General features: G+C 69.9%; 22 protein-coding genes. 13 read left to right on the top strand and 9 right to left on the bottom strand.

Annotated features, from left to right (window positions below):
• The first annotated feature begins 99 nt into the window (after nucleotides 1-99).
• A complete protein-coding gene (locus V3W46_RS07790; protein WP_331782525.1) occupies nucleotides 100-1,296 on the top strand; it encodes an adenosylhomocysteinase in 1,197 nt (398 codons plus the stop codon).
• A gap of 66 nt (nucleotides 1,297-1,362) precedes the next feature.
• On the opposite strand, the gene V3W46_RS07795 is transcribed toward V3W46_RS07790, so the two are convergent.
• The gene (locus V3W46_RS07795; RefSeq protein WP_331782526.1) at nucleotides 1,363-2,130 is read right to left on the bottom strand and encodes a DUF429 domain-containing protein; all 768 of its coding nucleotides are present in this window, start codon (nucleotides 2,128-2,130) and stop codon (nucleotides 1,363-1,365) included.
• Nucleotides 2,131-2,333: 203 nt separating this feature from the next.
• Here V3W46_RS07795 and V3W46_RS07800 point away from each other — a divergent pair, with 203 nt between their 5' ends.
• The 3 genes from V3W46_RS07800 to V3W46_RS07810 all read left to right on the top strand — a co-directional run bounded on the left by V3W46_RS07800 (nucleotide 2,334) and on the right by V3W46_RS07810 (nucleotide 4,863).
• On the top strand, nucleotides 2,334-2,828 hold the full coding sequence (locus V3W46_RS07800; protein WP_331782527.1) for a hypothetical protein: 495 nt from the start codon (nucleotides 2,334-2,336) through the stop codon (nucleotides 2,826-2,828).
• Between the two features lie 113 nt (nucleotides 2,829-2,941).
• Nucleotides 2,942-3,700: a glycosyltransferase family 2 protein gene (locus V3W46_RS07805; RefSeq protein ID WP_331782528.1), complete on the top strand. Its 759-nt coding sequence runs from the start codon at nucleotides 2,942-2,944 to the stop codon at nucleotides 3,698-3,700.
• A gap of 47 nt (nucleotides 3,701-3,747) precedes the next feature.
• Nucleotides 3,748-4,863 (top strand): 5-methyltetrahydropteroyltriglutamate--homocysteine S-methyltransferase, encoded by a 1,116-nt coding sequence (locus V3W46_RS07810; RefSeq protein WP_331782529.1) that lies wholly within the window; start codon nucleotides 3,748-3,750, stop codon nucleotides 4,861-4,863.
• 37 nt (nucleotides 4,864-4,900) lie between these two features.
• Here the strand turns inward: V3W46_RS07810 and V3W46_RS07815 are convergent, their stop codons facing one another.
• Together V3W46_RS07815 and V3W46_RS07820 are read right to left on the bottom strand one after the other, a co-directional pair.
• Nucleotides 4,901-5,929 carry an LLM class flavin-dependent oxidoreductase gene (locus V3W46_RS07815; protein WP_331782530.1) on the bottom strand — a complete coding sequence of 343 codons (1,029 nt, stop codon included), beginning with the start codon at nucleotides 5,927-5,929 and terminating at the stop codon, nucleotides 4,901-4,903.
• Nucleotides 5,930-5,950: 21 nt separating this feature from the next.
• Nucleotides 5,951-6,811, bottom strand: coding sequence for a zinc-ribbon domain-containing protein (locus tag V3W46_RS07820; protein ID WP_331782531.1), 861 nt, complete (start codon nucleotides 6,809-6,811; stop codon nucleotides 5,951-5,953).
• 98 nt (nucleotides 6,812-6,909) lie between these two features.
• Here V3W46_RS07820 and V3W46_RS07825 point away from each other — a divergent pair, with 98 nt between their 5' ends.
• Both V3W46_RS07825 and V3W46_RS07830 read left to right on the top strand, forming a co-directional pair.
• Entirely contained in the window at nucleotides 6,910-7,512 is a 603-nt protein-coding gene (locus tag V3W46_RS07825) for a GIY-YIG nuclease family protein (RefSeq protein ID WP_331782532.1), read from the top strand.
• Between the two features lie 136 nt (nucleotides 7,513-7,648).
• Nucleotides 7,649-8,692, top strand: a complete 1,044-nt coding sequence (locus tag V3W46_RS07830; protein ID WP_331782533.1) for an isopenicillin N synthase family dioxygenase — start codon at nucleotides 7,649-7,651, stop codon at nucleotides 8,690-8,692.
• 27 nt (nucleotides 8,693-8,719) lie between these two features.
• On the opposite strand, the gene V3W46_RS07835 is transcribed toward V3W46_RS07830, so the two are convergent.
• Complete coding sequence (locus V3W46_RS07835; protein ID WP_331782534.1) at nucleotides 8,720-9,508, bottom strand: winged helix-turn-helix transcriptional regulator; 789 nt, start codon at nucleotides 9,506-9,508, stop codon at nucleotides 8,720-8,722.
• Nucleotides 9,509-9,604: 96 nt separating this feature from the next.
• On the opposite strand from V3W46_RS07835, the gene V3W46_RS07840 reads away from it, so the two are divergent.
• Together V3W46_RS07840 and V3W46_RS07845 are read left to right on the top strand one after the other, a co-directional pair.
• A complete protein-coding gene (locus tag V3W46_RS07840; protein WP_331782535.1) occupies nucleotides 9,605-10,153 on the top strand; it encodes a dihydrofolate reductase family protein in 549 nt (182 codons plus the stop codon).
• A 60-nt stretch (nucleotides 10,154-10,213) separates the two neighbouring features.
• A complete protein-coding gene (locus V3W46_RS07845) occupies nucleotides 10,214-11,284 on the top strand; it encodes an FUSC family protein (RefSeq protein ID WP_331782536.1) in 1,071 nt (356 codons plus the stop codon).
• Here V3W46_RS07845 and V3W46_RS07850 read toward each other — a convergent pair.
• Nucleotides 11,230-12,204, bottom strand: a complete 975-nt coding sequence (locus V3W46_RS07850) for a DUF4436 family protein (RefSeq protein ID WP_331782537.1) — start codon at nucleotides 12,202-12,204, stop codon at nucleotides 11,230-11,232. The genes V3W46_RS07845 and V3W46_RS07850 overlap by 55 nt on opposite strands.
• A 47-nt stretch (nucleotides 12,205-12,251) precedes the next feature.
• Between V3W46_RS07850 and V3W46_RS07855 the strand changes: the two genes are divergently transcribed.
• Complete coding sequence (locus V3W46_RS07855; RefSeq protein WP_331782538.1) at nucleotides 12,252-12,524, top strand: DUF2277 domain-containing protein; 273 nt, start codon at nucleotides 12,252-12,254, stop codon at nucleotides 12,522-12,524.
• A gap of 134 nt (nucleotides 12,525-12,658) precedes the next feature.
• On the opposite strand, the gene V3W46_RS07860 is transcribed toward V3W46_RS07855, so the two are convergent.
• A complete protein-coding gene (locus V3W46_RS07860) occupies nucleotides 12,659-13,318 on the bottom strand; it encodes a class I SAM-dependent methyltransferase (protein ID WP_331782539.1) in 660 nt (219 codons plus the stop codon).
• A 467-nt stretch (nucleotides 13,319-13,785) separates the two neighbouring features.
• On the opposite strand from V3W46_RS07860, the gene V3W46_RS07865 reads away from it, so the two are divergent.
• Nucleotides 13,786-14,427, top strand: coding sequence for a hypothetical protein (locus V3W46_RS07865; protein WP_331782540.1), 642 nt, complete (start codon nucleotides 13,786-13,788; stop codon nucleotides 14,425-14,427).
• Here the strand turns inward: V3W46_RS07865 and V3W46_RS07870 are convergent.
• Nucleotides 14,417-15,820, bottom strand: a complete 1,404-nt coding sequence (locus V3W46_RS07870) for a glutamate decarboxylase (RefSeq protein WP_331782614.1) — start codon at nucleotides 15,818-15,820, stop codon at nucleotides 14,417-14,419. The genes V3W46_RS07865 and V3W46_RS07870 overlap by 11 nt on opposite strands.
• A gap of 150 nt (nucleotides 15,821-15,970) precedes the next feature.
• Entirely contained in the window at nucleotides 15,971-16,735 is a 765-nt protein-coding gene (locus tag V3W46_RS07875) for a putative protein N(5)-glutamine methyltransferase (RefSeq protein WP_331782615.1), read from the bottom strand.
• A 286-nt stretch (nucleotides 16,736-17,021) separates the two neighbouring features.
• Between V3W46_RS07875 and V3W46_RS07880 the strand changes: the two genes are divergently transcribed.
• Nucleotides 17,022-17,786, top strand: a complete 765-nt coding sequence (locus tag V3W46_RS07880) for a fructosamine kinase family protein (protein WP_331782541.1) — start codon at nucleotides 17,022-17,024, stop codon at nucleotides 17,784-17,786.
• A 347-nt stretch (nucleotides 17,787-18,133) separates the two neighbouring features.
• Nucleotides 18,134-18,376 carry a hypothetical protein gene (locus tag V3W46_RS07885; protein ID WP_331782542.1) on the top strand — a complete coding sequence of 81 codons (243 nt, stop codon included), beginning with the start codon at nucleotides 18,134-18,136 and terminating at the stop codon, nucleotides 18,374-18,376.
• Here the strand turns inward: V3W46_RS07885 and V3W46_RS07890 are convergent.
• On the bottom strand, nucleotides 18,352-18,654 hold the full coding sequence (locus tag V3W46_RS07890; RefSeq protein ID WP_443069954.1) for a DUF7882 family protein: 303 nt from the start codon (nucleotides 18,652-18,654) through the stop codon (nucleotides 18,352-18,354). The genes V3W46_RS07885 and V3W46_RS07890 overlap by 25 nt on opposite strands.
• A 205-nt stretch (nucleotides 18,655-18,859) precedes the next feature.
• Here V3W46_RS07890 and V3W46_RS07895 point away from each other — a divergent pair, with 205 nt between their 5' ends.
• Nucleotides 18,860-19,459, top strand: coding sequence for a histidine phosphatase family protein (locus tag V3W46_RS07895; RefSeq protein WP_331782543.1), 600 nt, complete (start codon nucleotides 18,860-18,862; stop codon nucleotides 19,457-19,459).
• Nucleotides 19,460-19,470: the final 11 nt, after the last annotated feature.

Genomic DNA, 19,470 nt, shown 5'->3' on the forward strand with positions numbered 1-19,470 from the left:
TCTCACCCGCTGTTTCATTCGGCGCCGCCACCGGGCGAAGATGAGGGGAGAGTACGAAAGCACGAGAGCACGAGATCGACCGCACCGACAGGAGACACCATGACCCCCGACTCCCCCACCCAGGCCGAACTCGCGGCCGCGGGCGAAGCGCGCCTCGGCTGGATCAGGTCGCGCATGCACCTCCTGCGGGAGGTGCGCGCCGACTTCGAGCGGCGGCTGCCATTCGATGGCATGACCATCGGAGTGGGGCTGCACACCGAGCCGAAGACCGTAGTGCTCTTCGAGACGCTGGCGGCCGGTGGGGCGACCGTCATCGGCACGGGCAATCACGGGTCGACGCAAGACGACATGGTGGCGGCGCTGGCGACGAAGGGCATCACCATCTACGGCCGGCGCGACGACACCCTCGAGCAGCACATCGGCAATCTGAACCGCACGCTTGATGCCGGGCCCGACATGCTGCTCGACAACGGCGCCGACCTCGCCATTCTGGCAGCCGACCGGGGCCTCGCGGGCACGATCGTCGGGGGTACCGAAGAGACGACGTCGGGCGGGTTGCGGCTGCGCGACGAGGCCGACGGCCGCATCCCCTTTCCGGTGCTCGTGATCAACGACAGCCCGCTGAAGGCGATCGCCGAGAACCGGCACGCGGTGGGCCAGAGCACGGTCGAGAGCTTCATGCGCATCACGAACCTGCAGATTCCGGGCCGGCGGTTCGTGGTGGTGGGGTACGGATGGTGCGGCCGGGGCGTCGCGCAGTACCTGCGGTCGCTCGGCGGCGTGGTCGCGGTCGTCGACTCCGACGAGCTGAAGGCGTTCGAGGCTGCGTACGACGGATACCGGGTGGGCACGATCGAAGAGCTCGCCCCGTGGGCGGATGCCGTGATCACGGCGACCGGGCACGCGAACGCACTGCCCGCCCACGTGTTCGAGACGCTCGCCGACGGCGCCGTGATCGGCAACGTGGGCCACTTTCTGTGGGAGATCGACGTGCCGGCCCTCAAGGCAGCGGCGACGGATGTCACGATCGTCGCGACCGCCCTCGAACGCATCGACCTGCCGAACGGGCGTCACGTCGTGCTGATCGCCGAGGGCCGCATGTTCAACCTGGCCGGCACGCAGCCCAAGGGCAACTCGATCGAGTCGATGGATCTCGGCTTCATGCTGCAGGCCCTCTCGCTCGAGCGCGTGGCGCTGAACCGCGCGTCGCTCGTGCCGGGCCCGCAGCCGATTCCCGACGACATCAACCGCCACGTCGCGCGGCGCGTTCTCGCCGTGCTGGGCGCCTCCCGCTAGGTCACGCCCGCTGGGATGGGCGGGGCCACCGGCTACGGGCGGGCCTGGCCGCGGGCCGGGGGCGGGCTACGGGTGGGCCCGGCCCACGGTGTCGACCAGCGCGGCGAGGGGGCACGTCGGCAGGGCGACCCAGCCCTCGCGGCGGGCCTGGGCGAGCATCCCGGGCGGGGCGACGGTCGAGTGCCCGAGGGCTGCGGCACGGGTGGCCAGGGAGGCGATGACAGCGTCGAAGGCGTCGGTCGAGGCGCGCATGAGCGGGGCGAACCCGCCGAGGTCGAGCCACGGGGCGGCGCTGCGCAGGTCGGCGACGAGCTCGCCGCGGCGGGCGGAATCGGCGCGGTAGCCCGCGGTGACGAAGCCCCACAGCCGCAGCGACGCCGCCGGGTACACCTCGGCGATGCGGCCGGCGCCCGAGCGGTCGACGTCGACTCCGGATGCCCGCAGGCGGCCGAGCAGGCCCGCGCACCTCATCGCGGTGAGGCCGAGCCGGTCGGTCGACACGCTGAGCGGCCAGCGCCCGGTCACGGCCCGCACCTCGCGGTCGGTGGCGCGGTAGGCAAGGGTTCGGCGCCAGTCGATCGAGCCGTCGGCGCCGTCGGGCAGCGGGTCGCCCGACGCGTGGGCCGCGACGAAGGCGACGAACTCGTCGGGCCAGCCGAGCGCGCAGTCGATTCCGAGTTTCGCGGAGCCTGCGGCGGCCGACACGATCGTCTCATCGGCGACGCCCAGCTGCAGGTCGCGCAGCACCGCCGTGGCGCCCCTCCACTCGATGACCGCGAGCGCCGTGCCCTTCGCCTCGGCGGCGAGGTCGACGCCGGCGGTGATCACGGGCATCCTCGCAGCGTCGGCATTCGTCTAGGGTAGGTCGATTCGGCGGCGCGCGGTGCCGGGTCGGCCGACGTGCGGCGCGCGGTGCCGGGTCGGCCGAGGTGCGGCGGGCGCGCGGTGCCGGGTCGGTCGACGTGCGACCGGCACCGAGGCACGAGTCGGCCGAAGTGCCGACTGGCGGCGAGCGACGACCGGGGCTCAGGATGAGCATGGAGGACGTCATGGCGAACACCGGCAACGAGCCGCCCTTCGCGACGAACACCGGCGGGCAGGCACCCGACCCCATGCCCGGCGGCCCGCTCGGCGGCACCCGCCGCAACGCCCGCGGCGCCCTCATCGCCGTGAACGTGCTGGTCTTCGCCGGCAGCGGGATCGCTGCCCTGGCCTCCGTGTGGACCGCCTTCGGCGCCTACTTCTCCCTCTCCGGAACGCCGAACCCGACGCCGGGCGAGATCGTCGCGCTCGACGTGTGGGCGGCGGCCTCGGTGCTGCTCGGGGTGGGTTCCGTGGTGCTCGCGCTGGTCATCCGGGGCCGCTGGGCGATCGTCTTCGGCACGCTGAGCGCTGTCGGCCTGGTGGCGGCCGTGATCGTGGCGGCGCTGCTCACTTCGCCGCAGTGGAACGCCGTGCGCCCGGTCGACACCGGCCCCGACCTGCCCTCGAACTACCAGCCGTGCTACAGCGGCAGCAACACCTGCAACTGAACGACCGGCTGCATAGACGCGTGACGCCCGTTTGAAAAGGGGTCGTCGGATGCCCGTGCCACACGTACGGTCAGGGCATCCGTACTCTTCGAACGCCCGCCCTCACCGTCTCTGTGGTCATCCCGGCCAAAGACGATGCCGTCGCCCTGCGCCGCTGCCTCGACGCCCTGGCGCGGCAGACCCGCATGGCCGACGAGGTGATCGTGGTCGACAACGGCAGTTCAGACGACACCGCCGAGGTGGCACGGTCGTGGGGGGCGGTGGTGATCGAGCAGCTCGAGCCGGGCATCCCCGCCGCCGCGGCCGCCGGGTACGACGCTGCCCGGTTCGACGTGATCGCGCGACTCGACGCCGACAGCATCGCCCCGCCGCGCTGGATCGCGAACGGCCTGCGCCGGCTCGACGCCGACGACAGCCTGACGGCGGTGACCGGCCCGGGGTTCTTCTACGACGGCCCGGCGCGGGGCTCGCGCCTGATCGCGGCCGTCTACCTGGGCGCCTACTTCGGGTCGATCAGGCTCGCGCTGCTCACCACTCCCCTGTTCGGCTCGTCGTTCTTCCTGCGTCGCGCGGCGTGGACCGAGGTGCGCGGCGTGGTGCACGTCACGGGGCTCAACCTGCACGACGACCTCGACCTGACGATGCACCTCACCCCTGAGCACCGCATCGGGTTCGACGCCGCCGTGCGGGTGGGCATCTCGTACCGTCCGTTCACGCGGCGCGGCACCGTACCGCTGCGGCTGAGGCGCGGACTGCACACCTTCGTCGCCAACTGGCCGCGCAGCTCGTCGATCGTGCGCTGGCGGGGCGCGCTGCTCGGCCTGGCCGATTCCCGACAGCGCGGTGCGCAGGGCAGAGGAGTTTCACAATAAGAAGCAAGCAGTGATCTCGCACACGCCGCTGCGGTACGGTCATCGCTATGGAACAGACACACACGCCACCCTTCCGCGCCGACGCGGTCGGCAGCTACCTGCGCACCGACGCGATCCACGAGGCGCGAGCCCAGCACACGGCCGGGCAGCTCGACGACGAGCAGCTGCGCGCCATCGAAGACCGCGAGATCGTCGCCCTCATCGAGAAGCAGCAGAACATCGGGCTCGAAGCCATCACCGACGGAGAATACCGGCGGGCCTACTGGCACTTCGACTTCTTCGACGGGCTCGACGGCATCGAACTGGGCGAGGGCCCCACGGGCATGGACTTCCAGGGCCTCGCCATCAAGCCTGTCGCCGTCGAGATCGTCGGCAAGCTCGGGTTTCCGGATGACCACCCGATGCTCGCGCACTACCGCTTTCTGCAGCAGAACACCGGTGCCGGCCACCTGCCCAAGATGACCATTCCCTCGCCGACCGTGTTGCACTTCAGGCTCGCCGGCGACTCGCTGGTGACACCGTTGTACGCCGATCGCGACGCGCTGTTCGACGACCTGGCCGCCGCCTACCGCGGCGCCGTTGCGGCGTTCTACGCGGCCGGCTGTCGCTACCTGCAGTTCGACGACACTGCGTGGGCCTACCTCTGTTCTGCCGACGAGCTCGCCAAGGCCGCGGCCCGTGGCATCGACATCGACCACATTCAGGAGGCGTACGTCACGCTGATCAACGACTCGCTGCGCGACAAGCCGGCCGACATGGTGATCACCACGCACGTCTGCCGAGGCAACTTCAGGTCGTCGTGGATCGCCTCTGGCGGCTACGAACCGGTCGCTGAGAACCTGCTCGCCAACTGCGACTACGACGGCTACTTTCTCGAGTACGACTCTGAGCGGGCCGGCGGCTTCGAGCCTCTGCGGTTTCTGCCGCACGGCGACAAGATCGTCGTCCTTGGCCTGATCACCACCAAGTCGGGAGCGCTCGAGGCGGTCGGCGACGTCGAGAAGCGCATCACCGAGGCGGCCCAGTTCGCGCCCCTCGAGCAGCTCGCTCTCAGCCCCCAGTGTGGCTTCGCCTCGACCGAGGAGGGCAACGTGCTGAGCGAAGACCAAGAGTGGGCGAAGATGCGCGAGGTCATCCAGGTGGCGGGCGAGGTCTGGGGCTAGGCCGGGTCGTCGGGCCGGTCGCCCGGGGCGGGGCGGGTCAGCTCGACGCCGTTCGCGGTGTCCAGCCGAGCAGCGGGCCGAGGCGCGTGGCCATGTCGGTGAGTATCTGCACGTAGTCGTCGTGCTCGAACGAGAACGGCAGGGCGAACACCACCTCGTCGACAGCCCGGTAGCCGGCATGGGCCTGCAGGGCATCCGCTATCTCGGCCGAACTGCCCACGATGTCGGGGGCGAACAGCATGCGCTGCGGCCCCTGCGGCGTGGTGGTGCGGGCGAAGCGCGCCTCGGCATAGGCCCGGTACTTCGCGGCCTGTTCAGGCGTGGCGCTGTCGGTCGGAACGACCACCAGCCCCTGCGACGCGCGAGCCGCCTGGCCGAGCGGATGCGCAGCGCGGAACCGTTCGATGTGCGAGCGCTGGATGCGCGCGAAGTCGTCGTCTTCTTCGGCCCGCACCACACTGCTGCTCAGCAGGTTGAGCCCGTGCGAGCCGGCCCACTCGGCCGAGGCCAGCCCCGCGGCCCCGTACCAGACCCGGTCGACGAGGCCGGTGGCGTGCGGCTGGATGATCGTGGAGTACTGCTCGATGCCCTCAGTTCCGGCGAAGGTGCTGACCGGTTCGCCGCGCAGGTTGTGCAGCAGCCGCTCGACCCGCTCGTAGCCGAAGTTCTCGTCGGCCCACGAGTCGGGGTAGAGGTGCTCTCTGATCGCCTCGAAGTGGGTGGGCGGCCCGACGCTGAACCCCGGGTTCAGCCGCCCCCGGCTCAGCACGTCGACGGTCGACAGGTCTTCGGCGAGCCGGAACGGGTTCTCGAGCCCGAGCGGAATGACCGCCGTGCCGAGCGCGATGCGGCTGGTGCGCTGCGACGCCGCGGCGAGAACGGCCACCGGCGACGAGATGCCGTGCTGCAGGTGACGGTCGCGCAACCACGCACTGTCGAACCCGAGCTGCTCACCCAGCTCGATGATGCGCAGCGTGCTCTCGTGGCCGCCGTAGGGGTCTTTCTCGTCGAACAGCCCGATGGTCAGAAAGCCGAGCTGCGAAAGGGGGCGGTCTGTGTCGGTCATGGTCTCCTCGTCGTCTCAACGCTACCCTGCCCGGGCGTAGGCGTTCACGAGCAGGTCGCCGCAGATGACGCGCAGGGTTTCGACGAGCCGGTCGACGGCGTCGGCCGAGACCGCGGTGATGACGAGGTCGTGCGGGCCGAGCATCCGCAGCGGTGCAGAGCGCAGGCGAACCACCTCCCACCGGGCCTCGCGCAGCAGCCGGTCTTTGCGCCGGTCGACGGCCTCGCGCCGGCCGACGTGCTCGAGGCCGAAGCGGCCGACGGTGTCGTATTCGATGGCGACGCGCAGCTCTGCGATGACGATGTCGGGCCACACCTCGAGGCGGTCGAAGAAGGGCCGGCCGACGACCACGGCGTTGGGTGTGAGGTCGACGTCGAGCCGGTCGGCGAGCGCGGCCCGCAGACGCCCCTCGGCGGCCGAGGAGGGCTGTGGAGCGAGCGGGCTGTGGAAGGCCTCGCCGACGGCTCGGAGTGACGGGCTCGGCGCTCGCGCGGCCCGGCGCCCGCGCGCCCCGCTCGTCGAGGGAGCCCGCAGCACGGTCTTCTGCTCGTCGTGACGGCTCGGCCCGACCACGCCCGGCAGCGCCGCGGCCGAACAGGTGGGGCACCAGGATGACCGCCGCCGAACCCGCCCGGGCCGGTCGCGCTGCTCGGCGGGGGTGGCCACGAAGAGGTGCCCCGCGTCGCACTGCCAGGTCAGGTACACCTCGGCCGCGGGCGGGATCTGCGTGAGGGTGATGCCGTGGTTCAGGTCGGGATGGTACTGCCGGATGAGCGCGGGATAGCGCTGCCAGTCGTCGCGGTAGGTTCCGATCGGGTAGGGCACGGGCATGCCCTTCGAGCGTTGCCGGCGTGCCCACCAGGCGTCGATGCTCTCAACCACGGCCGCCGCCTCCCTTCGCTCTCGCCACGCGGCGACTGTATCGAGCACCTCCGACGCCCAGCCGGCCGATGTCAGCACGTGGCGCTACCCTGCTCGACATGGGCGCACAACCGACCACTCCGCCACCCCTCGCTCCCCCACCCTGCGGCGCGCGACTCGAGGGCGAACAGGCCTGCACCGAGCCCGCCGCCGCCGGTTCGAGCCTCAACCTCTGCCTGCGCCACCTGTTCGCGGCCTACGACGAGGTCGCGGGCGAGGTGGGGGTGACGGATGCCCTGCCCTCGCCCTGCCTCGCCTGCGGCTCGAGGCTCGGCGTGCGGTACCCCTCGGGCTGGCTCTGCGCGGTGTGCGAATGGAAGGCGGGCGACGTCGCCGACGGCGATCTCGTGGCACCCCGGGTCGACGTGGTGTACTACGTGCGCGCCGGCACCCGCATCAAGATCGGCACCTCGGCGGGCCCGCGCGCCCGGCTCGCGCAGCTGCACATCGACGAACTGCTGGGGTTCGAGCGGGGCGACCGCTCGCTCGAACAGCGGCGGCACGCCCAGTTCGCCGCGTTCCGGGTGCCGGGCAGCGAGTGGTTCGATACCCACGCGGCGCTGCTCGAGCACATCGCGGTCGTCTCGGCAGGCGTCGACGACCCCTGGCGGCTGTACCACCGCTGGGTCAGCGAGGCGGCCGCCCTCCGTTCCCTACAATGAACGAGAGGCCGGATCAGCGAACCGCATCCATTGCATCCGACCGCACCGAACCGAACCGAACCGAACCGAACCGAACCGAACCGAACCGTCCAGCTCAGCCCAGCGCCGCCCACCCCACCGTGATTGGACCCAGCCCATGGCATCGAACTTCACCGTTCCCACCGTCGACATCACGCCCTACATCGCCGGCGGCACCGACGACGAGAAGGCCGCCGTCGTGGCGGCGCTCGACGAGGCCTGCCGCCAGGTGGGATTCATCCAGATCGTCGGCCACGGCGTCGACCCGACGATCATCGCCGGCCTGGCCTCGGCCATGGACGACTTCTTCGCCCTCAGCCTCGCCGAGAAGAAGGCCTACGTGCTGCCGCCGTCGCAGAACCGCGGGTACAGCCCGCCCAAGAGCGAGTCGCTGAGCTACACGATCGGCGTCGACTCGGTCACGCGCATGAACGATTTCTTCGAGGCGTTCAACGTCGGCGCCTCGGCGGCCGACTACCCGGGCAGTGACGTGTCGGCCGACGACTACGCCTCGAACACCTGGCCCGACGTCGACGGGTTCGAGGCCCGCGTCTCGGCGTACTACGACGCGACCTCGCAGGTGGCGCAGGCGCTCATCCGCATCTTCGAAGCTGCTCTCGAGGTCGAGCCAGGCTCTCTCGAGGCCATCACCGACCACTCGATCGACGTGCTGCGGATGAACAACTACGCCCTGCCCGAGGGTGAGATCGAGCTCGGCGCCGAGCTCACCGGCATGGGTGAGCACACCGACTTCGGCATCGTGACGGTTCTCTGGGCCGACCAGGTCGAGGGGCTGCAGGTGCTCGACCGCGACGGCGACTGGCACGACGTGAGCCCCGCCGACGACGCCTTTCTGATCAACCTCGGCGACGTCGCCGCCCGCCTGACCAACGACCAGTGGATGTCGACGCTGCACCGCGTGAAGCCCCCCATCGTGAACGGAACCATCCGGCGTCGCCGCTCGGCCGCCTTCTTCCACGACGGCAACGCCGACGCCGTCGTCGGCCCGCTGCCGCACTTCGTCGCCGAAGGCGACGAGCCGCACTACGAGCCCGTCACGGTGAAGCAGCACATCGTCGCCAAGCTGAGCGGCTCCCGTGCCGGCAAGAAGAACACCTCCGCCACCCGCGAGGCCGCTCGCGTCAACGCCGCGAAGGCCTGACCGCCGGGGGGTGACGAAGCGTGGCGCTCAGATGCGGAAGTAGCGGGCGAAGTCGTCGAAGAGGGCGGGGTCGCCGTCGAGAGTGACGGCACCCTGGGCGACGGCTTCGGCGGGGGTGAGCTCGCCGGCCATGACGGCGCGGATGGCCGGGCCGCTGGTGATCGTGAGGTCGGGGCCGGGCGCCTCGGCCGCAGGCGGTGCCGTGGGGGCATCGGAAGCCCGAACCGGGGCCGGAGCCCGAGCCGGAAAAGGAACCGGAACCGGAGCCCCAAAAGGAACCGGAGCCCCAGCCGGAACAGGAACCGGAGCCGGAGCCGCCGAACCATACGGCCCGGGGGCGACCGTCAGGGCGCCGCGGTCGAGCACGGCGTGCAGCACCACGTCGGGGCCGACGCGCAGTTCGAAGCTCGCCGAATCCGATCCGGCCACCTCGGGGTGGAACGTCGAACGCAACGCCATGACGAGGGATTCGGGAGTGACGATCTCGTCTGGGTCGGGTTCGCCGAGCATCCGTGCCCCCCACCGGCCGAGCGCCAGCACGATCTCTTCGAGACCACGGCCGTACTCGGTGAGGGTGTAGACGACGGTATTGCGGGGCTGGGCGAGGAGCTTTCGTTCGACGACTCCGGCCTCTTCGAGTGACTTCAGGCGATTCGTCAGCACGTTGGTCGGGATGCGCGGCAGCCCCCTCTTCAGGTCGCCGAAGCGCTGGTCGCGTACGAGCAGGTCGCGGATGATCAACATCGCCCACCGCTCGCCGACCACGTCGCTCGCTCGCGCCAGGCCGCAGTACTGCCCGTACATCCGTTTCGCCATGCCATCAGCCTACGCCCCTGAACTTCACTTGACAAAGTGCAGTTGTTTAAAACAAGCTTGCATCACCTCAACCGCTCACCGAAGGAGCTGAACCTCATGCGCAAACTCACTGCCGGCCTGTTCATGTCAGTCGACGGGGTCGTCGAAGCCCCCAACCTCTGGCAGTTCGACGCCTTCGACGAGCAACTGGGTGCGGAGCTGAGTGGCGTGCTCGGCCGCGTCGACACCGTGCTGCTCGGTCGCGTCGGGTACCAGGAGTGGTCGGGCTACTGGACCACAGCCGGCCATGACGACCCGTTCGGCGGGTTCATCAACCCGGTGCAGAAGTACGTCGCCTCGACGACGCTCACCGGCGACCTCGGCTGGCAGAACTCCTCACTCATCGAGGGTGACCTGGCCGCCTTCGTCACCGAACTGAAGCAGGGCGACGGTGGCGAGATCGCCGCGATGGGCGGAATCACCATCGTGCGCGAACTCTTTTTCGCCGGCCTGCTCGACGAGCTCACGCTGCTGACCCACCCGGTGGTCGCGGGCGGGGGCCGCCACCTGTTCGACCCCTCTGACCAGACGACGCGCCTGACGCTCATCGACTCGTACAGAACGGCCAAGGGCAACGTCGTGTCGCGCTACGCGAAGGCCGAGTGAGCCAGGTCGTTCCAGGCCAGCCTCGACGCGCCACCCACCGCTCGCCCTAGACTCGAGGGCGTGTCGACCCCCGCCAAGGCACCACCCCTGCGACGCACCACCCTCCGCTTCGTCGTCGCCGTCGCCGCGCTCTTCGTGCCGGCCGTGGTCGTCGCCTTCACTCCGCTCGCCGCGCTGACCGAGTTGCTCTTCATCGGGCTCATCCCCACCCTGTTCGGCGCGCTGTACGGCCGCCGCGTCGCCCTTACCGCCGCCGTCGCGACAGCGGTCACCGTCGGTCTCGTCGAACTCGTCAACCCGTACACGGCCGCCGCGGTCATCCTCATGGCCGTGCTCGGCTTCGCGGTGGGCCTCTGCGGTCTGCGCGGATGGCAGTCGATGGCCACCATCGTCTTCAGCTGGCCGGCCGTGCTGGTGGTGGGCGCACCCGTTGTGCTGTCGACGAACGGATGGTCGCCCGGCACGGTCGCGACCCTGGCCTGGTTGCTCGACGGTGCGGGCGCGGTGCTGCTCGCCGCCGTCGCCACGCTCGTCGGCGGCCTCTGGACCCTGATCGCAACCCTCGTTCTGCCCCCGCTGCCCCGCTCGACTCCCGAGCCCCTCGACGCGCCCACCTCGCTCATCTACGGCGGCGCGCTCGCCCTCGTGCTCGCCATCGCCACCTCCGCCGCCTCGACCTGGGCCCACGGAACCATGGCGGGCTGGGCGCTGCTCACCATTCTCGTGGTGGCCCGGCCGGGCATCCACGAGACCTGGCACCGCGTGGTCGCACGCGCGCTCGGCACCATCGCGGGCGGCGTGGCGGCGGGCGCGCTCTCGCTGATCGTGCCCGTCGAGGCGGTGCTCTCGGTGCTCGGACTCGTCGCCCTCGTCGCGGCCGTCGTGCTGCAGCTGAAGAAGGCGAACTACGCCCTCTATTCGATCGCCCTCACGGCCGCCATCGTTCTGCTCAATGCGCACGGCGTCGACGTCTTCGCGGTCGACGTCGCCCGCGTGCTCTTCACCATCGCGGGTGCCGTTCTGGCCGCGGCCGCCGTCGCCGCCCTGCAGATCGCGCTCGCTGCACGCACCCGCCGTCAGCGCGATCGCGGGGTGCTGGGTGTGCCCCAGCGCACCCAGGCCGAGACGTAGATGGCGAGTCCCGTGATGAGGCCGACGATGACCCAGAGCACGATAAGGAAGTCGATCCATGAGCCGATGGGGGGCGAGCCCGGCAGAAAGCCGCGCAGGGGGATCGTCGCGAACAGCATCGCGCCCATCCAGCTCATGAACGAGGCCTCGACCTTGCGGCGCCCGCTGAACGCGGTGATGGCGACGAACAGCACGAGCACGGGCATGACGATCAACAGGCCGAGCAGCAGAATCGCGAAGGCGAGCGTGCTCGCCGACCGGCTCGCCGTGAGATCGATGAGCGGAACCTGCTGCGACCCCTCGGCGGTGGTGAGTGTGGCATTCGAGTCTGGCAGGATGCTGGCTCCCAACGTCCAGCCGGGCACCGAGCCACTCATGATCACGTTGGTCGGAATCGGCTGACGCGCCCCGTCGATCGTCTCGTAGGCGATCACCGCGAGGCCGGGCGTCGGTGAGTCGGGGTTCACCGAATAGTGGTCGAACGGCCAGGTCTCGACCTCGCCCGACGTGATGACCTTGACGTTCTGTGTGCCCGGGATGGTGTCGGCGGCGAACTCGACGACCTGGTTGCCCACGACCGGTGAGATGATGACGCTGACCGGGTACTTGAGGCCGATGCCGTCGGGGTCTTGGAGTTCGGTCGAGACGCCGATGGCGACATCCATCGAGATGGTCTGCGCGACGGCGTCGACCGACTGCGGCGACATCGCCACCGTGACGCCGCCGGGTTTCGGTTCGAAGCTCTCGCCCGTCGAGCCGACCTGGCCGCTGGATGCGTAGAGGTTCACAACCGCGAGGTAGACGAGCACGACGACTGCCACGATCGCGACGATCCACCAGCGGCGACGGCGGCGGGGCGGGGCGGCCGAGGAGGCGGGCTCACTCTGGTGCGGCATGCCGCTCGGCTCGATGTCGCTCACGGTCTGAGCCTATCGAGCCGGACGAGAGCGGCGTATCCTTGTGTGGCATGTGCCGGAACATCCACACTCTGCATAATTTCGAACCCGCCGCCAGTGACGACGAGGTGCACGCGGCCGCGCTGCAGTACGTGCGCAAGATCAGCGGAACCACCAAGCCCTCGAAGGCGAACACCGAAGCCTTCGAACACGCGGTGGCCGAGATCGCGCACATCTCGCGGCACCTGCTCGAAGACCTGGTGGCGACGACTCCGCCGAAGAACCGCGAGGTCGAGGCCGAGAACGCCAAGGCCCGATCGGCGAAACGGTTCGCCGCGGCCTGAGCCCGTGCGGGGCCGCGCGAGGCCGTGTTTGCCGGTGCGAGGCCATGCCTGCGCGAGCGAGCCCCGCCGCGCCGGCCTGTGACCGAGCGCGCCGATGCGAGCCCGGGTGGGCCCGCGGCCGCCCCGGCGGTCGACTACGCCCGGCGCACCTGCACCACGCTGTCTTCGAGCTCGGCGTCGGAGCCGTCGGGCGCCGCGACGACCCGCTTCTCGTCGGCGACGATCTCGACGATCCAGTCGCCGGTCGGCAGCCCGAGCGACGCCAGCACCTCGGTCGCCGGCGGCAGCACGACGCCCGCAGGCGGCTCGTGCCACGGTGGAAAAGCCGCGTGGCTGACGACCAGCAGGTGGCCGCCCGGTGCGACGGCGTCTCGTGCGCCCCGCAGAATGCGGTCACGGTCGAGCTCGATCGGCGACTGCAGGAACTGAGCCGACACGAGCCCGAACTCCCCCGCTGGGAACGCCGCCACGAGGTCGGCCTGCAACCACTCGATGCGGTCATCCACTCCAGCCGCAGCAGCGGCGCGCCGGGCCCGTTCGAGGGCGGTCGTCGACACGTCGACCGCTGTCACCCGCCAGCCCTGCTCGGCGAGCCAGATGGCGTCGGCACCCTCCCCGCAGCCGAGGTCGAGGGCGGTGCTGGGCGTCAGTCGCCCCGCCTCGCGCACGAGTACGGGGTTGGGCCGGCCGCTCCACACCTGGTCGCGCTGGCCGTAGTGCGTGTTCCAATACTGTTCGGGGGCGACGCCGGGCTCAGGCTCGGCTGCGGGTACGGGACGCTCGTGATGGTGCATCCCGTCATCCTGCTGGCCGGCGCAGCCGAACGCAAGCGCTCTTGCCGAAGCGGCAAAACCGGCCCAACGCGACCCCGCCCATCGCGCGAAGATCGCCGCGTGGCTGATGCCTCACGAGCCCGCAGCGACACCCGCCGCGTCGCGCCCGCCCACCCCCCTAGACTGGCGGGGATCGGCCCGCGGACGCGGGTGACCAGGGGTGTCGAGGCGATGAGGGTGACGATGAGCACACGGCCACGCCGAGCCGGGCACCGCAGTCATTCGGCGCACCCTCGCGGCCACCGCGGCCAGTGCGCCCACCGGAGGCCTCGAGGCCAGTGCGGCCACCGGAGCCACCGCGGCCACCGCGGCCACCGCGGCCTGGGGCACTCCGCCGCAGAGCAGGGCGACGCGAAACCGAACCGCGCGAAATGGAACCGCGCGAAGCTGAACCGCGCGAAGCCGAACCGCGCGAAACCGGAGGGCTAGTGGGCACCGCGCCGGTGCGGCGACTGCGACGCGAAGCGTGGGGCTTCGCGCTCGGCGCGCTGCTGTTCATGCTCGGCGCTGTGCCGTTCTACCAAGAGGCCGTGGGCGACGTCGCGACGAATGCGACCTTCGTCGCCGGTTCGGTCTTCTTCACCGCCGCCGGCTTCATCCAGCTGAGCCTGAGCGGCAAGCGGCCGCCGTGGCGCAGCCCGAACCGGCCCGACACCTTCGACTGGTGGTCGGCCGCGGTTCAATTCGTCGGAACCCTGCTGTTCAACGTCAGCACGATCTCGGCGCTGGTGGTCGCGGCCAACGCCTCGTCGAGACTCGACGGAGGCTGGCGCCCCGACGCCTACGGGTCGATCGCCTTTCTGGTGTCGAGCGCCTTCGCCGTCGTCGCCACCACCGAGCGCGACCGGCTGTGGGATCTGCAGGCGCGCACCTGGCGCTGCACCTGGCTCAACATGATCGGGTCGGTGCTGTTCGGTCTTTCGGCCATCGGCGCGTTCGTGCTGCCGTCGACCGGTGATCTGCTCAGCCTGTTCTGGGCGAACGCCGGAACCTTCGCCGGCGCGGCCTGCTTCTTCGCCGCGGCCGTGCTGTCACGGCCCGGCATCGGCGGCCGGCGGCTCAGTGCGTGAAGCTGCCGACGAGCCCCTCGGTCGGCATCGGCGACTGCAGGGCATCCAGGTAGCCGACAGCCTCACGGATGTCTGACATGAGGCTCTCGGCGAGGTTGCGGCTGAGACCGTTGCGCACGACGATGCGCTGCACCGTGATGTCGGTGAGGTTGTCGGGCATCGGGTAGGCCGGGATGAGCCACCCCTTGAGGCGCAGCCGCTCAGAGAGGTGGTACAGCGTCCACTTGTCGGTGTGACCCTTGGCGAGCTGCCAGGCGAAGACCGGGATGTCGCTGCCGTCGTTCCAGAGGTCGAAGGCGTCCATGGCACCGATCTCGCGGGCGAGGTACATCGCGACGTCTTGCGAGGCCTTCTGCACGCGGTAGTAGCCGTCCCAGCCGAGCCGAAGGAACAGGTAGTACTGCAGCAGCACCTGGGCGCCGGGGCGCGAGAAGTTCAGCGCGAAGCTCGGCATGTGACCGCCGAGGTACGTCACGTCGAACACGAGCTCCTTCGGCAGATCGTCGACCGTGCGCCAGATCACCCAGCCGAGCCCAGGGTAGACCAGGCCGTACTTGTGCGCCGAGGTGCTGATGGAGGCGACGCGCTCGACCCGGAAGTCCCACTCGAGTTCTGTCTGCAGGAACGGCGCGATCATGGCACCGGATGCTCCGTCGACGTGGATCGGAACATCGAAACCCGTGTCGGCCTGAATCCGGTCGAGCGCCTCGGCGATCTGCTTCACCGGCTCATACATGCCGGTGTAGGTCACGCCCATGATGGCGACCACGCCGATCGTGTTCTCGTCGACGTACTTCTCGAGTTCGTAGCCGTCGAGCACCTTGTGCTCGTCGGTGATGGGCACGTAGCGCGGCTCGACGTCCCAGTAGTTGCAGAACTTCTCCCAGCACACCTGTACCGCGCTCGACAGCACCAGGTTCGGCTTCGAGGTGTCGAGACCCTTGGCCCGGCGGGCGAGCTGCCAGCGCCGCTTCAGCGCCAGCCCGCCGAGCATGCAGGCCTCCGACGAGCCGATCGTCGAGGTGCCGATCGCGTTGCTCGCGTCGGGAGCGTTCCAGAGCTTCGCGAGCATCAGCCAGCAGCGCGTCTCGATGGCGGCCGTCTGCGGGTACTCGTCTTTGTCGATCATGTTCTTGTCGGCCGACTCGGCGTAGATGCGCTGGGCGTGCTCGTCCATCCAGGTGCCGACGAAGGTGGCGAGGTTGAGCCTCGAGTTGCCGTCGAGCATCGCCTCGTCGTGTACGACCTGGTAGGCGGTCTCAGGCAGCGACTCGCCGGGCGGCAGCTGGTCGAGGGGAAAGTCGCTGGCCTCGCCCTCGCGACAGAACAGCGGGTTGAGCTGGTTCTGGCCCGACAGGCCTGTGAAGGCGTGGGTCGAATCGCTGGGCTTGATGTAGTTGGTGGATGCCACAGTCGCCTTCTTCGGTCTGAAACTGTGCGCCTGGACTCTCGGCACGGTCTCAGTGTGGCGTCGTGCCCAACGACGGTCAAGCGCGTCCGTCAGCCGAACAGGACGATTAATGCCGGGCGGCCCGAGCGCCGGTCACGGGCGTGTTCCGATGACGACGGTGGCGAAGTGCTCTTCCGAGCTGACGATGCGGGCGGGCATCCCGCTTCGCTTGAAGATCGCGGCGGTGAGCGGCGCCTGCTCCTCGCTCGTCTCGACGAGCAGGCTGCCGCCCTGGCGCAGCCAGTCGGGGGCCGAGGCCGCGACGCGGCGCTGGATGTCGAGCCCGTCGGCTCCCCCGTCGAGTGCGATGCGCGACTCGTAGAGCCGGGCCTCTGGCGGCATGAGTGCGATGGCCTCGCTCGGCACGTAGGGCGTGTTGGCGACGAGAACCGAGACCGACCCGCGCAGCGACGCGGGCAGAGCATCGAACAGGTCGCCCTGGTAGACCTGGCCGTTCGGAATGTTGCGGCGGGCGCTGCTGACGGCGGCCGGGTCGATGTCTGAGGCGAACACGTTCGCGTCGGGCACGTGCGCGAGCACCGCTGCACCGATGGCGCCGGCGCCGCAGCAGAGGTCGACGACGATGGCCGACGTCGCCAGCCTGATGGCCTGCTCGGCGAGGAACTCCGTTCGCCGACGCGGAACGAACACGCCCGGCTCGACCGCGATGCGCAGGCCGTAGAAGCCCGCCCAGCCGAGGATGTGCTCGAGCGGCAGCCCCGACACCCGACGATCGACCATCGCATCGAGCTCGTCGTCAGACTCCGCTTCGGCGATCAGCAGTGCGGCCTCGTCTTCGGCGAAGACGCACCCGGCGGCCCGCAACCGCCGCACGATGACGTCGAACTCCGCTCTCATCGGCGTCTCCCCCGTTTTGCTCACGACAACACTGTCACGCCGCTGGCCGCCATGCCCGCAGGTTGGTAGATTAGGGGCAGACGCGAGTCAGGTGAAAGACATAGCTGCGACGACACAGGGGGCACTACGATGACTGAACTTCTCTTCGGCATACTCGGCTTCATCACGCTCGGCGTGGGCATCACCGGCATCGCCGCCGGCCTCGCCATGGCGCACAGCGCCTACCGCAACTGACGACGGGCCACCACACCAGAGCCGGCCGCACCCTCGGCCCCGACCCCGCCGCATGCTGCCCAGAACGTTCGAGAAGAGACGAACGGATGCCCCGCAGGGCTTCTTCGAGGCCGAAGCAGCCGGGCTCGCCTGGCTGAAAGACGCCCACGGCGTCACGACCGTCGACGTGATCAGCGTCGACTCGGGGCACATCACCCTGCGCCGCGTGGAGGAGACCCGGCCCGCGGCTGAGGCCGCCCGCCAGTTCGGCCGCGACCTCGCGCTCACCCACGACGCGGGAGCGGCCGCTTTCGGCGCCCCGCCGCACGGCTACGACGGGCCGATGTTCATCGGCCGGCGCCCGCTGCCGGCCGCGCACTCCACGACCTGGGGCGCCTTCTATGCCGCAGACCGGGTGCGCCCCTACCTCGACCAGGCCGAGCACGCGGGCTACCTCAGCCGCGAGGGGCGCACGATCGTCGAACAGGCCTGCGACCGCATCGCCGCCGGGGAGTTCGACGACGACGATCTTCCGTCGCGCATCCACGGTGACCTCTGGTCGGGCAATGTGCTCTGGTCGACCGGAGGTGTCGTGGTCATCGACCCGGCGGCGCACGGCGGTCACCGCGAGACCGACCTCGCGATGCTCGCCCTGTTCGGCTGCCCTTTTCTCGAGCAGATCGTGGCGGGCTACCAGTCGGCGCACGCCCTGCGCCCGGGCTGGCAGAGCCGGGTGCCCCTGCACCAGCTGCATCCGCTCGCTGTGCACGCCGCCGGCCACGGGCCGTCGTACGGCGCCGAACTCACGCACGCCGCGACCGACGTACTCGCGCTGTGACGCGACTCCAGTCTCTGCTGAGACAGCTGCGTGCGAGGAGCCGGCCGTGACCCACGGGGGCGCCGCCTATGAGCAGGCCGTTTAGGAGCTACTGCGCGGTCAGGCGCGGTCGACCGGCACGCCGTTGAGCGAGGTCGGCGGGTGACCGTCTGCCGGTCGCCGAGCCGAGACGATACCCACCGCCACGGCCCCGGTCAAGAGCGGGTCGCTTCCCGGGTCGCGGTGTTACTCTCGTTCGCAATCGAGCTGCCCGAGACCCCGGCACCTCGGTTGCCTCGATGACCGACAACGCTGCGGGGTCACAGATGACGGAACACACCGGCTCAGAATCACATCGGGGCGAGAGCGTGAGCACAGCGCGCGCTCCCGATTCGGGCGACGGCGGCAGCGGCAGCGGCAGCGGCAGCGGCAGCGGCAGCGGCGAGCGTGACTACGGCCGGAGCCGGCGCTTCGACGTTCAGGTCGCGCATCCGTACCTCACCGACGACCGGTACCGCCGGCTCGCCGACGACCTCGACTGGGGCATCGCCCAGGCGCCTGCACCCGCCCGACCGGGCGGGCCCGGTCAGGCCTCGGGCTCTGCGATGTAGTGCAGGCCCGCGCCGCTGTTCGCCGAGTCGGCGAGCACGCGAATCCACTCCCGGTTGACGATCGGCACCTTGCTGCCGAAGTACTTGAAGTAGAGCGGAATCGACGGATCGAGCCACAGGCTGCTGCGCCCGGAACCCTGTTCGGCGTCGTCCTTCCACGAGAAGAAGAAGCTCTCGCGCCGGCGAAGCTTGTTGCCGATGACGATCTGCAGATGCGCCAGAACCCGGTCGTCGAAGACGATTTCGGTGCCGGCATTGCCGTAGATCATCTTTCCCACGCGCGTGCCTCCACTGAACCCGAGAAGACGTCCTCCTGCGCGGTCACAGATAGACAATATTCAACCGAAACACGTCGCGCCCACTAGACACTAGGGGGTTGACGGGGGCGGTCATCCGTGCTTGATTACACGATCGTCAGGTCGAGCGACGCCCGCGCCGTGCATCCGACGGCGACTCGTCGCAAGAAGCTGTCACACTAGGGTGGTGACTGCTTCGACGACCCTCGCTCTCGTTCGGCACGGCGAGACCGCCTGGAACGCCGAGCGACGGCTGCAGGGCAGCTCCGACATTCCGCTGAACGACACCGGGCGCGAACAGGTTCGCGCGGCAGGCTTCGTGTTGCGCGACTCGACGTGGGACTTCATCGTGTGCTCGCCGCTCATCAGGGCACGACAGAGCGCCGAGATTCTCGCCGAGGTGCTCGGCGTACCGGTGGTCGAGGTAATTCCGGGCATCACCGAACGCGACTACGGTCTGGCCGAGGGCATGCAAGACGGCGACGAGCTTCGGGCCCTGCGCATTCCGGGCGGCTTCGAGGGCGCCGAGACCGAGGCCGAGGTCGCCGAGCGTGCGACCGTTGCGCTGCACGACCTGGTGGCCGGGCATCCGGGTGCGCGCATCGTCGTCGTGGCGCACGGAACGTTCATCCGCATCGCGATGAGCACCCTCAGCGGGCACCACATCTCGCCGATTACGAACGCGGCGCACTGCGTGATCGTGCACGAACCCGAACGCTCGCAGTGGTCGGTGCTGGTCGTGAACGGCGAAGACTTCGTGCCCGAGAACTCGGCCGTCGGGGCATAAGGGGGCTGGCG

This window comes from Subtercola sp. YIM 133946 (assembly GCF_036553535.1).
Lineage (GTDB): Bacteria > Actinomycetota > Actinomycetes > Actinomycetales > Microbacteriaceae > Subtercola.

Excerpts from the sequence above, each read along its gene's own strand:
- V3W46_RS07825 (WP_331782532.1), top strand. The coding sequence starts at position 6,910 with ATGGGCGCACAACCGACCACTCCGCCACCCCTCGCTCCCCCACCCTGC.
- V3W46_RS07790 (WP_331782525.1), top strand. The coding sequence starts at position 100 with ATGACCCCCGACTCCCCCACCCAGGCCGAACTCGCGGCCGCGGGCGAA.
- V3W46_RS07855 (WP_331782538.1), top strand. The coding sequence starts at position 12,252 with ATGTGCCGGAACATCCACACTCTGCATAATTTCGAACCCGCCGCCAGT.
- V3W46_RS07800 (WP_331782527.1), top strand. The coding sequence starts at position 2,334 with ATGGAGGACGTCATGGCGAACACCGGCAACGAGCCGCCCTTCGCGACG.
- V3W46_RS07875 (WP_331782615.1), bottom strand. The coding sequence starts at position 16,735 with ATGAGAGCGGAGTTCGACGTCATCGTGCGGCGGTTGCGGGCCGCCGGG.
- V3W46_RS07860 (WP_331782539.1), bottom strand. The coding sequence starts at position 13,318 with ATGCACCATCACGAGCGTCCCGTACCCGCAGCCGAGCCTGAGCCCGGC.
- V3W46_RS07830 (WP_331782533.1), top strand. The coding sequence starts at position 7,649 with ATGGCATCGAACTTCACCGTTCCCACCGTCGACATCACGCCCTACATC.
- V3W46_RS07840 (WP_331782535.1), top strand. The coding sequence starts at position 9,605 with ATGCGCAAACTCACTGCCGGCCTGTTCATGTCAGTCGACGGGGTCGTC.
- V3W46_RS07880 (WP_331782541.1), top strand. The coding sequence starts at position 17,022 with ATGCTGCCCAGAACGTTCGAGAAGAGACGAACGGATGCCCCGCAGGGC.
- V3W46_RS07835 (WP_331782534.1), bottom strand. The coding sequence starts at position 9,508 with ATGGCGAAACGGATGTACGGGCAGTACTGCGGCCTGGCGCGAGCGAGC.
- V3W46_RS07810 (WP_331782529.1), top strand. The coding sequence starts at position 3,748 with ATGGAACAGACACACACGCCACCCTTCCGCGCCGACGCGGTCGGCAGC.
- V3W46_RS07795 (WP_331782526.1), bottom strand. The coding sequence starts at position 2,130 with ATGCCCGTGATCACCGCCGGCGTCGACCTCGCCGCCGAGGCGAAGGGC.
- V3W46_RS07815 (WP_331782530.1), bottom strand. The coding sequence starts at position 5,929 with ATGACCGACACAGACCGCCCCCTTTCGCAGCTCGGCTTTCTGACCATC.